This window comes from Mycolicibacter sinensis (assembly GCF_001673565.1).
Classification (GTDB): Bacteria; Actinomycetota; Actinomycetes; order Mycobacteriales; family Mycobacteriaceae; genus Mycobacterium; species Mycobacterium sinense_C.
Genome location: NZ_LZMF01000116.1, coordinates 48,877 through 61,864, shown reverse-complemented (window position 1 = coordinate 61,864; position 12,988 = coordinate 48,877). Strand labels below are relative to the sequence as shown.

Annotated in this window: 16 protein-coding genes; 11 read left to right on the top strand and 5 right to left on the bottom strand. The window is 66.6% G+C overall.

Annotation, left to right across the window (positions count from 1 at the left end; all coding sequences use genetic code 11):
- Nucleotide 1: 1 nt before the first annotated feature.
- From A5648_RS25125 to A5648_RS16460, 6 genes are all read left to right on the top strand, one after another.
- Nucleotides 2-244: a hypothetical protein gene (locus A5648_RS25125; RefSeq protein ID WP_109470823.1), complete on the top strand. Its 243-nt coding sequence runs from the start codon at nucleotides 2-4 to the stop codon at nucleotides 242-244.
- Nucleotides 245-596: 352 nt separating this feature from the next.
- Entirely contained in the window at nucleotides 597-1,487 is an 891-nt protein-coding gene (locus A5648_RS16480) for a cyclopropane mycolic acid synthase family methyltransferase (protein WP_065025574.1), read from the top strand.
- A gap of 23 nt (nucleotides 1,488-1,510) precedes the next feature.
- Entirely contained in the window at nucleotides 1,511-2,374 is an 864-nt protein-coding gene (locus A5648_RS16475) for a cyclopropane mycolic acid synthase family methyltransferase (protein WP_065025573.1), read from the top strand.
- A gap of 24 nt (nucleotides 2,375-2,398) precedes the next feature.
- Complete coding sequence (locus A5648_RS16470; protein ID WP_065025572.1) at nucleotides 2,399-3,652, top strand: KasA/KasB family beta-ketoacyl-ACP synthase; 1,254 nt, start codon at nucleotides 2,399-2,401, stop codon at nucleotides 3,650-3,652.
- Between the two features lie 15 nt (nucleotides 3,653-3,667).
- Complete coding sequence (locus A5648_RS16465) at nucleotides 3,668-4,543, top strand: cyclopropane mycolic acid synthase family methyltransferase (RefSeq protein WP_065025571.1); 876 nt, start codon at nucleotides 3,668-3,670, stop codon at nucleotides 4,541-4,543.
- Between the two features lie 26 nt (nucleotides 4,544-4,569).
- Nucleotides 4,570-5,439 (top strand): cyclopropane mycolic acid synthase family methyltransferase, encoded by an 870-nt coding sequence (locus tag A5648_RS16460; RefSeq protein ID WP_065025602.1) that lies wholly within the window; start codon nucleotides 4,570-4,572, stop codon nucleotides 5,437-5,439.
- 133 nt (nucleotides 5,440-5,572) lie between these two features.
- Here A5648_RS16460 and tpx read toward each other — a convergent pair whose 3' ends face one another.
- Nucleotides 5,573-6,067 carry a thiol peroxidase gene (tpx, locus tag A5648_RS16455; protein ID WP_065025601.1) on the bottom strand — a complete coding sequence of 165 codons (495 nt, stop codon included), beginning with the start codon at nucleotides 6,065-6,067 and terminating at the stop codon, nucleotides 5,573-5,575.
- 61 nt (nucleotides 6,068-6,128) lie between these two features.
- Here tpx and A5648_RS16450 point away from each other — a divergent pair, with 61 nt between their 5' ends.
- Nucleotides 6,129-7,142, top strand: coding sequence for an NADP-dependent oxidoreductase (locus tag A5648_RS16450; protein WP_065025570.1), 1,014 nt, complete (start codon nucleotides 6,129-6,131; stop codon nucleotides 7,140-7,142).
- On the opposite strand, the gene A5648_RS16445 is transcribed toward A5648_RS16450, so the two are convergent.
- The gene (locus A5648_RS16445) at nucleotides 7,139-7,723 is read right to left on the bottom strand and encodes an AAA family ATPase (protein WP_065025569.1); all 585 of its coding nucleotides are present in this window, start codon (nucleotides 7,721-7,723) and stop codon (nucleotides 7,139-7,141) included. The genes A5648_RS16450 and A5648_RS16445 overlap by 4 nt on opposite strands.
- Nucleotides 7,720-8,109, bottom strand: a complete 390-nt coding sequence (locus tag A5648_RS16440; RefSeq protein ID WP_065025568.1) for a TA system antitoxin ParD family protein — start codon at nucleotides 8,107-8,109, stop codon at nucleotides 7,720-7,722. Before A5648_RS16440 ends, A5648_RS16445 begins: the two co-directional genes overlap by 4 nt.
- Nucleotides 8,110-8,251: 142 nt before the next feature.
- On the opposite strand from A5648_RS16440, the gene A5648_RS16435 reads away from it, so the two are divergent.
- Both A5648_RS16435 and A5648_RS16430 read left to right on the top strand, forming a co-directional pair.
- A complete protein-coding gene (locus A5648_RS16435) occupies nucleotides 8,252-8,809 on the top strand; it encodes an FKBP-type peptidyl-prolyl cis-trans isomerase (protein ID WP_428844349.1) in 558 nt (185 codons plus the stop codon).
- Between the two features lie 11 nt (nucleotides 8,810-8,820).
- Entirely contained in the window at nucleotides 8,821-9,186 is a 366-nt protein-coding gene (locus A5648_RS16430) for an RNA-binding S4 domain-containing protein (protein ID WP_064855499.1), read from the top strand.
- A 4-nt stretch (nucleotides 9,187-9,190) separates the two neighbouring features.
- Here A5648_RS16430 and A5648_RS16425 read toward each other — a convergent pair whose 3' ends face one another.
- Nucleotides 9,191-10,027, bottom strand: a complete 837-nt coding sequence (locus tag A5648_RS16425) for a lytic transglycosylase domain-containing protein (protein ID WP_065025566.1) — start codon at nucleotides 10,025-10,027, stop codon at nucleotides 9,191-9,193.
- A gap of 189 nt (nucleotides 10,028-10,216) precedes the next feature.
- On the opposite strand from A5648_RS16425, the gene A5648_RS16420 reads away from it, so the two are divergent.
- Nucleotides 10,217-11,812 carry an FAD-binding protein gene (locus A5648_RS16420; RefSeq protein ID WP_428844347.1) on the top strand — a complete coding sequence of 532 codons (1,596 nt, stop codon included), beginning with the start codon at nucleotides 10,217-10,219 and terminating at the stop codon, nucleotides 11,810-11,812.
- A gap of 3 nt (nucleotides 11,813-11,815) precedes the next feature.
- Here A5648_RS16420 and A5648_RS16415 read toward each other — a convergent pair whose 3' ends face one another.
- Nucleotides 11,816-12,190 (bottom strand): NYN domain-containing protein, encoded by a 375-nt coding sequence (locus tag A5648_RS16415; protein WP_065025564.1) that lies wholly within the window; start codon nucleotides 12,188-12,190, stop codon nucleotides 11,816-11,818.
- 23 nt (nucleotides 12,191-12,213) lie between these two features.
- Between A5648_RS16415 and A5648_RS16410 the strand changes: the two genes are divergently transcribed.
- Nucleotides 12,214-12,987, top strand: coding sequence for an enoyl-CoA hydratase/isomerase family protein (locus A5648_RS16410; RefSeq protein WP_065025563.1), 774 nt, complete (start codon nucleotides 12,214-12,216; stop codon nucleotides 12,985-12,987).
- Nucleotide 12,988: the final 1 nt, after the last annotated feature.

Below are 12,988 nucleotides of genomic sequence, written 5' to 3'. Positions count from 1 at the left end.
GCTGGAGACAGTTGGTCATGACGATCACCGGCGACGTCGTGGCCGAACGAGCGGCACCGTCGGCACCGCCGACGACCGCCTTCGCACCTCTGTCGGCCCCAGCACGGCTCCCGAAGTCGTCGTCCGTGGCACCCCGGCGAACCTGCTGCGCTGGCTTACGGGGCGCCGGGCGTCAACCGCGGTCAGCATGGCCGGTCCGGCTGCCCCGGTGCAGATACTTCGGGCATTCCAAGGTCACGTGTGAAACCCCAGCTCATCGGCGTTTCGGTCGCGTCGCACGGCGGCCGGCCCTGAGCCGGAAAGAAAACCCTCGCAACAGCGTTTGAGCGGGCATTCACCGGGGAAAACAGCGCGGCAGTTGACGCGTTTGGGGGACGGCGAGTGCGTTCGGGAGATCAACACAGCAGCGGGATGATCGGGTGCACCTCCGCGTCATCGACTCGGCCCGCGCCGCACCGCAGCTCGGTTGTCGGCGATTCCGCCGAGCTGGCCTCGTCGGCTCTTGTACAGCGGTCATCCGCGGCGGATTCCCGGTGGCCCACACACTCGGAGGCCGGCTAAAGAAGCTACGGCGAACTACCAATCGGGAGAATCTCATGACTGACACCGAACTCAAGCCGGACATCGCGCACATCCAGTCGCACTATGACCGGTCCAACGAATTCTTCCGGCTGTGGTTGGACCCGACGATGACCTACAGCTGCGCGTATTTCGAGCGCGACGACATGACCCTCGAAGAGGCGCAGATGGCGAAAGTGGATCTGGCGCTGGGCAAACTGGGACTGAAACCCGGGATGACGCTGCTCGACATCGGCTCCGGTTGGGGTTCGACCATGCGGCGCGCGGTGGAAAAGTACGACGTCAACGTCATCGGCCTGACGTTGAGCGAAAACCAAGTGGCCCATTGCGAGCGCAAGTTCGCCGAGATGGACAGCCCGCGAACCAAACAGGTGCGGTTGCAGGGCTGGGAGCAGTTCGACGAACCGGTGGACCGCATCGTCTCATTGGGCGCCTTCGAGCACTTCGCCGACGGCGTGGGCACCTACGAGCGCTACGACGACTTCTTCAAAATGTGCTATCACGTGCTGCCCGACGACGGGGTGATGCTGCTGCACTCGATCGTGGTGCCCTCCCTCGAGGAGTCCCAGCAAATGGGGCTCAAGCGCACGATGTCGCTGCTGCGGTTCATCAACTTCATCCGCAAGGAGATCTACCCCGGCGGCCGGCTGCCGCTGGTAACGATCGTCGACGAACACGCGACCCGGTGCGGTTTCGAGATCACCCGCCATCACCGGATCGGTTCGAACTATGTGCGCACGCTTGACACCTGGGCCAAAGCTCTGGAGGCGCACAAGGCCGAGGCGATCGAGCTCAAGGGCGAAGAGATGTACGAGACGTTCCTGAAGTACCTGACCGGCTGCCGCGAACTGTTCCGCGACGGCTATACCGACGTCTGCCAATTCACGATGGAAAAGCCGGCGGTGTAACGAGAGGACAAAGGTGGCATGTCATGACAACGCAGCTGAGACCGTACTACGAAGAGTCGCAAGCGGCCTATGACATCTCGGATGAGTTCTTCTCGTTGTTCCTCGACCCGAGCATGGCCTACACCTGTGCGTACTTCGAACGTGACGACATGAGCCTGCAGGAAGCGCAGAACGCCAAATACGATCTCGCGCTGCGCAAACTGCACCTGGAGCCGGGCATGACGGTGCTCGATGTCGGCTGCGGCTGGGGCGCGGGTCTGGTGCGGGCGGTGACTCAGTTCGATGTGAACGTCATCGGTATCACGCTGAGCCGCAACCATTGTGCCTACAGCGCGGCTTCCCTGGCGGCGGTCGACACCCGCCGTCACGCCGAGGCGCGCCTGCAGGGCTGGGAGGAGTTCGACGAGAAGGTCGATCGTATCTTCAGCGTGGAGGCGTTCGACGCGTTCAAGAAGACGCGGTACGCGGCGTTTTTCGATCGTGCCTACGAACTGATGCCCGACGACGGCCGAATGTTGTTGCACAGCATCTTCACCTACCCGCAGACCTACTGGCGCGAGCACGGCATCCCGATCACCATCAACGACCTGAAGTTCGTCAGGTTTCTGGGCAAGGAGATCTTCCCCGGCGGACAGATGGCCGGCCGTGACGACATCTACGACTACTCCCAGGGCGCCGGATTCACCATTGAGGAGGTCGAGGTCTTCCCGGAGCACTACGTGCGCACCTTGGACACGTGGGCGGAAAACCTTCGGGCCAACCGCGACCGCGCCATCGCCATCCAGTCCGAAGAGGTCTACGAGCGCTATATGCGATATCTGACCGGCTGCGCGGGCCTGTTCCGCAAGGGCATCAGCAACGTCGGCCAATTCACCCTCGCCAAGTAGCGGTCCGGGAAACGAGGCGAGGAGATGGCGAAGTTCTCGACGGGACACGGCTTTCCCGACGTGGTCGTCACCGGAGTCGCGATGACGACGGCGCTGGCCGCCAATGCGGACGACACCTGGAAGAAGTTGCTGGACGGGCAGAGCGGAATCCGCAGGCTCGATGACAAATGGGTCGAGGAGTACGACATGCCGGTACGCATCGGCGGTCATCTGCGTGAAGACTTCGACCACGGGTTGACCCGCATCGAGCAGCGCCGACTGTCGTACCTCGGCAGTATGGCGACGATTATCGGCCGGCGGGTCTGGGAGAGCACCGGATCGCCTGAAGTCGACACCCGGCGGCTGATGGTGTCCATCGGCACCGGCCTGGGCTCACCCGAGCAGCTGGTCTGGGGCTATCAGGGCATGGTCGAACGCGGGATGAAGGGGGTGTCGCCGCTCGGAGTGCAGATGTACATGCCCAACGCATCCGCGGCCGCTGTCGGACTCGAGCGCGGCGCCAAGGCCGGCGTCATCACCCCGGTGTCGGCGTGCGCATCCGGGGCCGAAGCCATTGCGCAGGCATGGCGCGACATCGTCTACGACGAAGCCGACATCGCGATCTGCGGCGGGGTGGAGAACAAGATCGAGGCGGTTCCGATCGCCGGCTTCGCCGCCATGCGCGTCGTGTTGTCGACCAGCAACGACGACCCGGAAGGCGCGTGTCGCCCCTTCGACAAGGACCGCAACGGGTTCGTCTTCGGTGAGGCCGGCGCGCTGATGGTCATCGAGACCGAGGAGCACGCCAAAGCCCGCGGTGCGCCCATCCTCGCCCGCCTGATGGGCGCCGGCCTCACCTCCGACGGCTACCACATCGTGGCGCCCGACCCCAACGGTGAACGGGCCGGCTACGCGATGACCCGTGCGATCGAGCTCGCCGGGCTGGCTCCCGGCGACATCGACCACGTCAATGCGCACGCCACCGGAACCAAGATCGGCGACGTCGCCGAAGCCCACGCCATCCGCAATGCGTTGGGCGCCCATCAACCGGCGGTGTACGCACCGAAAGCGGCGCTCGGCCATTCGGTCGGTGCGGTCGGTGCGGTGGAGGCGATCCTGACCGTGTTGGCGCTGCGAGATCGGGTCGTGCCGCCGACGCTGAATCTGCACAACCTCGACCCGGAGATCGACCTGGATGTCGTCGCCGGGGATCCGCGGCCGGGCGACTACCGCTACGCCATCAGCAACTCGTTCGGCTTCGGCGGCCACAACGTGGCGCTGGCCTTCGGCGCCTATTAGGAAGCAGCGGAACATATGCCCAAAGATCTCCAACCTCATTTCGATGACGTACAGGCCCATTACGACCTGTCCGACGAGTTCTTCCGGCTGTTTCTCGATCCGTCCCAGACCTACAGCTGCGCCTACTTCGAACGCGACGACATGACCCTGGAGCAGGCTCAGCTCGCGAAAATCGATCTGTCCCTGGGCAAGTTGGGATTGCAGCCGGGGATGACGCTGCTTGACATCGGTTGCGGCTGGGGCGCCACGATGCGCCGAGCCATCGAGAAATACGACGTCAATGTCATCGGCCTTACCCTGAGCAAGAACCAGGCGGTCCACGCCCAGGCGACCTTCGACGCGATGGACACCTCCCGCCGCAGGCAGGTGCTGATGGAGGGCTGGGAGTGCTTCGACGAGCCCGTCGACCGGATCGTATCCATCGGCGCCTTCGAGCATTTCGGCCACGAGCGCTACGACGACTTCTTCGCCATGGCCTATCACGTCCTGCCCCCGTCCGGCGTGATGCTGCTACACACCATCTCCGGCTTGACGTTTCCCCAGATGGCGGAGCGCGGTCTGCCGTTGACGTTCGCGGTGGCCCGCTTCGTCAAGTTCATCGTCACCGAGATCTTCCCCGGCGGGCGGTTGCCCACTATCGAAATGGTGCACGACCACTCCGCGGGCGCGGGATTCACGCTGACCCGCCGCCAGTCCCTGCAACCGCACTACATACGAACACTCGACTGCTGGGCGAGCGCATTGGAAGCCCACCGCCAAGAGGCCATCGCGATCCAGTCCCAAGAGGTCTACGACCGCTACATGCATTACCTGACCGGCTGTGCCGACGGGTTCCGAAAGGGCTACATCGACGTCAACCAGTTCACGCTGGAGAAACGAGGCTCGCCGTGACCGAGGCACCCAACGTCTCCGACGGGATGCGACCGCATTTCGAAGACATCCAGGCGCACTACGACTTATCCGACGACTTCTTCGGCTTGTTCCAAGACCCGACCCGCACCTACAGTTGCGCCTACTTCGCAGAACCGGGTCTGTCGCTGGAAGATGCCCAGATAGCCAAAATCGACCTCAATCTCGACAAGCTGAACCTGCTTCCCGGCATGACGCTGCTCGACATCGGCTGCGGCTGGGGGGCCACCATGAAACGCGCTCTCGAGAAATACGACGTCAATGTCATCGGCCTGACCCTGTCGAAAAACCAGCGCGCCTACGCGCAGCAACTGATCGACTCCGTGGATTCCGATCGCAACCGCGAGGTCTTGTTGCACGGCTGGGAAGAATTCAGTCTTCCGGTCGACCGGATCGTGTCCATCGAGGCATTCGAACACTTCGGGCACGAGCGGTATAACGAGTTCTTCGCCCGGTGTTTCGACATCCTGCCCGACGACGGCCGGATGTCGATTCAGAGCAGCGTCAGCTTCCACCCCTACGACCTGAACGCCCGCGGCAAGAAGCTCACCTTCGAAACCGCGCGGTTCATCAAATTCATGGTCACCGAGATCTTCCCGGGCGGCCGGCTGCCCACCACCGACATGATGGTCGAACACGGCGAAAGAGCCGGATTCCATGTTCCGGAAGCTCTTTCCTTGCGCCCGCATTACATCAAGACCCTGCAAATCTGGGGTGACGCGCTGGAAGCCCGCAAGGATGTCGCCATCGCGCTCCAGTCCGAAGAGGTCTACGAGCGCTACATGAAGTACCTGCGCGGCTGCCAGCACTACTTCGCCGACGAGATGCTCGACGTCAGCCTGGTCAGCTACCTCAAACCCAGGCCGGTTACCGGCTAAGAACGCCGGGTATGACCCGCGGCACGGCCACCACCAGGGCGACCGCATACGCACCGGCGAAGAGGTGTCGCGACGGCTTTCGGACTGTCACCGCCAGAGATCAGGAATCACCGGACGGCCGCGTGGGAGCCGATCAGCTCAGCGCTGCCACGGCCGCGTCGTAGTTCGGCTCACTGGCGATCTCCGGTACCAGCTCGGTGTAGGCGACCTTGCCGCCCGCATCGATGACCACCACGGCACGCGCGAGCAGCCCGGCCATCGGGCCATCCGTGATGGTCACCCCGTAGTCCCCGCCGAAGCTGGACCGGAAGGCCGACGCCGTGGTCACGTTCTCGATGCCCTCGGCACCGCAGAAGCGCTTCTGCGCGAACGGCAGATCGTTGGACACGCACACCACGGTCAGGCCGCTGGCGGCCGCGCGTTCGTTGAACGTCCGCACACTGGTGGCGCACACCGGGGTGTCGATGGACGGAAAAATGTTCAACAGCAAAGGCTTGCCGCCGAACTGAGCACTCTCGACCGCACCGAGGTCGGTGCCGGTCAGAGAGAACGCGGGCGCCGCATCCCCCACCGCGGGCAGTTCGCCGGCCGTCGTCACTGGGTTTCCGCGCAAGGTTATCTGTGCCATGCCGACAGTCTGCCAGGTGAACTCCGCATTACGTTCGACCCCCATCCGGTAGCGTGCGCTCATGGCCGATCGAAACCGCCGCTTCCTGCTCCGCGAACGCCCGACCGGCCGTATCGGCCCGAACACCTTCGAACTCAGCGAGCAGGCGGTGCCGTCCATCGGGGATGGCGAGGCGCTGGTGCGCGTCGACTGGATCTCGCTGGACCCGACCAACCGCATGTGGATCAACGACACTCCGTCGTACCTGCCGCCGGTCGGGATCGGAGAGGTCATGCGCGCGGGCGGACTCGGTGAGGTCGTCGCGTCGAATAATCCGAACTATCCGGTCGGCCAAATCGTGCAGGGCCTGACCGGCTGGCAGGAGTACGCCGTCGTCTCGGACGCGATGCCGTTGTTCCCGGTCGACGTGGCCGAAGGGGTCTCGCCGAGCGCGTATTTGGGCGCCCTGGGCATGACCGGACTCACCGCGTGGATCGGGATCCGCGACATCGGCAAACCCAAGCCCGGCGAGACCGTCGTTGTCTCGGCCGCAGCCGGCGCGGTCGGTTCGGTTGCGGGTCAGCTCGCCAAGGCCGATGGCGCGCGCGTCGTCGGGATCGCCGGCGGCCCGGAGAAGTGCGCGCTGTTGACCGACCAGCTCGGCTTCGACGCCGCCGTGGATTACCGGACCGACGACTGGGCGGCCCAGCTCGCCGCCGCGACCCCCGACGGCATCGACGTCGATTTCGAAAACGTCGGCGGCGACATCATGGATGCGGTCTTCGCCCGCGTCAACGTCGGTGCCCGGATCGCGCTCTGCGGGCTGATCTCGGGCTACAACGCGACCAACCCGCCACCAGGACCGCGCGCGTTCGGAAACCTGCTCATCCAGCGCGCGACCCTGCAGGGCTTCATCGTGCTCGATCACTTCCATCGCGCGCAGGAGGCGAACAGCGAGATCACCGAGCTGATCTCCGCGGGAAGGCTCACGCCGCTCGAGACCGTCGTCGAGGGCTTCGAGCAGCTGCCGACCGCCATCAACATGCTGTTCGACGGCAAGAACGTTGGCAAGCTGGTGGTGAAGACGCACCACTAGGTGCGGCGCCGCCAGCGGTTGACAAGCGCCTCGGGCGCCCAGGCCGGCCAAGCCAGCTCCCCGATTTCGGCACCGCCCGCGAACTGCGCCACCACCCGCGGACCGACAGCACGCGAATTGTCGTAAACCGTTGCGACGTCGGCTATTCCGATCGCCTCGGCAACCAACGGCCACAGTCGGTGGTAGCGGTCTCGGATCTTCTCCTCGGGAACCGCATGCCCGCCGGCGGCCACCCGATACCGCACCCGTTGCACGGCCAGCGCCTCGGGGATCATGACCGCATGCAGCACCACCGTGTAGTCATGGGCAAGGGCCGTAGCGATCAGGTCGAGCTTCGACTCGTGCGAGAACACCGTCTCGGCGATGAACGAACGTCCTTGTTCGATGAGCGCCATCCGGGTCTGTGCGGCCACCCGCGCGGCGTCGTACGCGCGCGCGGCGACCTCATCGGGCCAGCGACTCTTGGCGATCTCGTCGGCGTTGACAAACGGTGCCCCCGGCAGCAGTGGCGCCAGCGTAAGCGCAACGAAGGTCGACTTCCCCGCCCCGTTCGGGCCGACGATGAGGTCAAGGCGCCTCAGTGGGACGTCTCCACGATCACCGAGGTGCCGTCGGGCCGGTACTCGACGATGCGGCCGTCGTCATCGAGGGCAACCGTGGTGATGCCGCGGTCGGCAAGGATGTCGCCATAGTTGGTGTGGGCCAGGTTCTCCTCGATCGCTGCGGAGATCTCGGCGTTGAACACCACGCCTTCTTCCCGATTCAAGGCACCGGTGTCCAGCTGGCCGGCCAGGGCCGACTCGACCCGCCGCCGCGCCGCGGTCTGCTGCGCCGACACCGCTCGGCCGACCCTTGCCCAGTGGTCGAGTTGCTGTTTGGCTGACCTGCTTTGCCGAGCACCCTCGGCGGCGGCACTGTCCACCAAATCCGCGGCAAACCTGGTGACCCGATCGGCGACCTCAGGCATGACCCACCTCCCGACTCCGTAGCATCCTGTAACGGATTATAGCAAAATGCTACACGCCGAGGCGCGCTGTAGCGTGGCGCAGGTGACTTCCTTTCGCGCCCCCTCTTTCGTCGCGTTCGCTGCCGGTGCCCTCTGCCTGGGAATGACGCTGACCGCGTGCGGCAGCTCTGAGGACAACACCTCCTCGGAGCGCACCTCCTCGGTCACGGATCTGTTCGTACCCCCCACCAACCAGACGCCGTCGGCCTGTCCGTCGACACCGCCCGCCGACGGCGGCGCAGCCGATTGGACACTGCCCGGCTCCAGCGGCAGCGTCGCGGTGACCGGCTCGACCGAGACCGCGGCCCCGCGCGTCGCCGTGGAGGCGCCGTTCACGGTGACCCAGACGCAGGTGCAGACGCTCAAGGCCGGCGACGGACCGATCGTCGCCGATAACGCGCGCGTGTCGGTCTGCTACATGGGCGTCAACGGCCGCGACGGGTCGGTGTTCGACAGCAGCTACGAGCGGGGCGAGCCGGTGGAGTTCGGACTCGACCGCGTCGTGCCGGGCTTCCAGAAGGCCATCGCCGGCCAGAAAGTCGGCTCGACCGTGGCGGTCGCGATGATTCCCGCCGACGGTTACCCCGAGGGTCAACCGGCCGCCGGCATCCTGCCGGGCGACACCCTGGTCTTCGCGATCAAGATCCTCAAGGCCCGCTGAGCCGCAGTGCCATGGAATCGGCCCGGGTGGATCGCTGGCTGTGGGCGGTGCGAGTGACCAAGACCCGGCCGGACGCCGCTGCGGCCTGCCGCGGCGGGCATGTGCGGGTCAATAACCGGCCGGCCAAGCCCGCGACGCCGGTTTCTCCAGGTGACGTGGTGAGCGCCCGGGTGGGTGACCGCACCAGGACCGTCGAGGTCGTGCGGGTGATTCAGAAGCGGGTCGGTGCGGCCGATGCGGTGACCTGCTACCTGGATCGCACTCCGCCGCCCCCACCGGCTGCTCCTGCCCCGGTGGCCGCACGGGATCGCGGCGCCGGGCGGCCCACCAAACGCGACCGCCGGGCGCTGGACAAGTGGCGGGCCCAGCAGGGTTGACGCGTTACTGCGGGTGCGCGGCCAGGTACTGCTCGACCGGGATCCGCGTCGTCGAGACGTACCCGATCGGCAGTAACAGGTCCCCGGCCGTGGTGCGGTAGTAGGTATCCCAGCGGTAGTAACTCGCGAATCCGGCCGGATCGCCACCGATGACCTCGGCATAGTCGTTGACCGCGCGCACATAGTGATCGGAATGGTTGTAGTTCCAGATGGCTTTGTCGCGGTTGGTGGCAAAACCGTTGGCGGCCAATAGTCTTCCGGCCGCCATGATGGCATCGCGCGGTGAGTGGATGTCGCCGCCGTTGCCGTACGCGGCGAACGTCGAGGGCAGGAACTGCATCGGGCCCTGCGCGGCGTCGTCGCTGACTCCGTTGATGCGGCCGAAGCCGGTCTCGACGAAGTTGATCGCCGCCAGGTAGTTCCACGGCACACCGGAGGCTGCCTCGGACGCGCGGTAGGCGGCCATCAGCTCGTTGGCCGGTACCGGTGGCACCACGCGCCACGGCGGCAGGGTGGATTTGGGCTCGGTGAGCGCCATGAGCTGGCGGCGGGCGTCGATGTTGCGGTCGTAGACCTCCAGCAGTGCGGCTGGGATCTGCGGGCGGGCGGTCGCGTCCCACTCGGGATGCGCGCCCAGGGTGCGGTAGGCGACCTGCTGGCGACGGGCCGCGGCCGCAAGTACCTGCTCGGGCGCGGACGGGTTACGCAGCGCCTGGTCGGCGGCGACCAGATCGGCGGCCACCGCGGCGGGATCCGGTCCCGGCGCCGCACCGGCGGGCGCCGGCGCGGCGGCGAGAACGAAGACCAGGGCGGCGAGGGTGCGCAGTAACCGGACAGCCATGGGGTTCATCTTCGCCTGTCATCCGTGGCAAACCCGGCAAGACCGGGGCTCGGAGCGTTCCAAGCCAACTAGAACGTGTTCTGCTTACGACCCGACTGCGGATCATCATCGCTGGTCACTTCTGCTGGTGGCCGACTACCGACTGTTACATTGGGGACCGACCAGCTCATGTCGTGGAGGAGATTGCGCGTGATCACCAGCCTGATAACCGACGTCGTCGTGGTCGGGTTCGGTGCGGCCGGCACCTGCGCGGCGATCACCGCCGCCGAACTCGGCGCTGGGGTCATAGCGCTCGATCGCGCCAACGGCGGCGGTGCCACCGCGATCTCCGGCGGCATCATCTACGCCGGGGCCGGCACGGCGGTCCAGCGCGAAGCCGGGGTGCACGACACCGCAGAGCAGATGCTGGACTATCTGCGCCTGGAGGTCGGCGACGCGGTCAGCCCGCAGACCTTGCAGCGCTTCGTGGACACCAGCCCGGAGATGATCGACTGGTTGAGCAAACACGGGGTGCCGTTCAACGCGGCGCTGTGTCCCTACAAGACGTCGTTTCCGAACAACCGCTACTACCTGTACCACTCCGGCAGCGAGAACGCCGGCGTCTCCCGCGCGCAGACCCCGCCGGTGCAGCGCGGTCACCGCGCCTACGGCAAGGGCACCTCGGGCAAGAAGATCTATGCGCCACTGGCCGGCTCGGCGCGCAAGCTCGGGGTGGATTTCCGGGCGCACACCCGGGTCACCGCACTGCTGCAGGACGCGTCGGGCCGGGTGACCGGGGTGCGCGCCCTGACCATGGGCGAGGCGCCGCGGCGCATCCAGCGGCGCTACGCGAGGCTGGCCGCGATCTCCTCCAAGCCGGGCGTCTATTACCCGCCGCTGCGCGCCGCGATGGACCGTCGCCTGGCGAAGCTGGAGGACCGCTACGCCCGGCCGATCGAGATCACCGCGCGCCGTGGGGTGATCATCTGCGCCGGCGGCTTCATCGCCAACACCGAATGGCGCAAACGCTACGCCCCGGAATTCAACGGCGGCCTGCCGTTGGGAACCAGCGGCGACGACGGCAGCGGCATCGCGTTGGCGCAGAGCGTCGGTGGGATGCCCGACCGGATGGACAACGTCTCGGCATGGCGGTTCATCACGCCGCCGAGCGCCTTCATCTCCGCGATCGTCGTCGACGAGAAGGGCACCCGGGTGATCGACGAGACCCGCTACGGTGCGGCGCTGGGCCAGGCGTTGGTGAAAAACCATGGCAGCAAAGGCTGGATCCTGGCCGACGCCGCACTCATGTCCGAGGCCCGCCGCCAGCTGCTCACCCAGACGTTGTGGTTCCAGCGCGCCCAGGGCGCCGCGCTGCTGTTCACCGGCGCGGCGCGCGGGAGGACGCTGGCCGAGGTGGCCCGGGCCGCCGGCATCGACCCCGGGGGCCTGCAGGCCGCCGTCGCGGCGCACAACGACGCGATCGACGCCGGTACCGAGGACCCGGCCGGAAAACCGGCCGAGTTCTGCCGTCGGATCGACAAGGCCCCGTTCACCCTGCTGGACATCTCGGTGCGACCCAACGTCTTGCTGCCCACCCCGATGCTGACGCTGGGCGGGGTTCGGGTCGCCGAGGACACCGGCGCGGTCGTCGACGCCGATGGCACACCGATTCCCGGGCTCTACAGCGCCGGCCGCACCGCCATCGGTATCGCATCACGGTCCTACGTCAGCGGGCTGTCGATCGCCGACTGCGTGTTCGCCGGCCGCCGGGCCGGGGCGGCCGCGGCCGGGCGCCGGCCGGCCTGAGCCCTACGGCCCCTCGATCAGCTCCCGAAACCCCTTGGCGGGGTAGGTGTTCGCGCCGGCCTCCCGGACCCGCCCCAGCAAGTCGATATCCGATGTCACCACCGTGATGTCGGGTGGCCGGTCGGCGCTTCGCACCAGCCGGACGATCTCGTGGTCAGCGGAATCGACACCAGCCCGCGGCGCCGCGGCGATCTCGATGAGCTGCGAGCGGATCGGCGGGGACGGCGGCTTTTCGAACACCACCGTGACATGCCGGTCGCCGGCGGCCGCCCAGCGTTCCAGCTGCAGCGTCAACCGGACCATGGCCGCGTGGCGGTCCTTCCACCAGCCGTCGGGCCGGGAACCGATCACGTTCATCGCGTCGACGATCCATCGCACGACTCCGACGGTACGGTGGCGCCATGTCTCTGGTCACCTATGCGTTGGACGACCACGTCGCCACCATCACGCTGAACCGTCCCGAAGCCCGCAACGCCATCAATGGGCCGTTGCGCGATGAGCTCAACGCGGCCTGGGAGCGGTTTCGCGGTGAGCAGGACGCCTGGGTGGGCATCCTCACCGCCAACGGGGAGGTGTTCTGCGCCGGGGCCGACCTCACCGATTCACAAGGGGCCGTAGGCACCTTCGCCGGCACGTTCTGGGAGAAGCCCACCATCAACTCGTTCGAAAGCGGCATGGAGCTTTTCAAGCCGACCATCGCCGCGGTGCACGGCCCGTGCATCGGCTACGGGCTGACCGGACTGTTGTTCTGCGACTTCGTGATCGCCAGCACTGAGGCGGTGTTCCGTTTCCCGGAGGTGTCGATCGGGGTCCCTACCATCGTCGGCGCGATCCGACTGCCACAGCGGGTGGGCTGGGCCAACGCGATGGAGCTGCTGCTGACCGGCGAACCGATCACCGCGCAGCGGGCCAAGGAGATCGGGCTGGTGTGGAAGCTGGTCGAGCCGTCCGAGCTGCAAGAGACCGCCCGGGTCTGGGCGCGCACCCTGACCAAGGCCGCTCCCCTGGCCCAGCGGGCCACCAAGGAGGTGGCGTGGCGCAGCGCCGACATGAGCTGGATCGACGCGGTCCGCTTCGGTGAGACCATGCGCAAGGTCGCCGGGGCCACCGAGGACGTCGCCGACGGCTTGCGTGCCTGGCAGGAGAAGCGCCCACCGCGCTGGCAGGGCCGCTGAA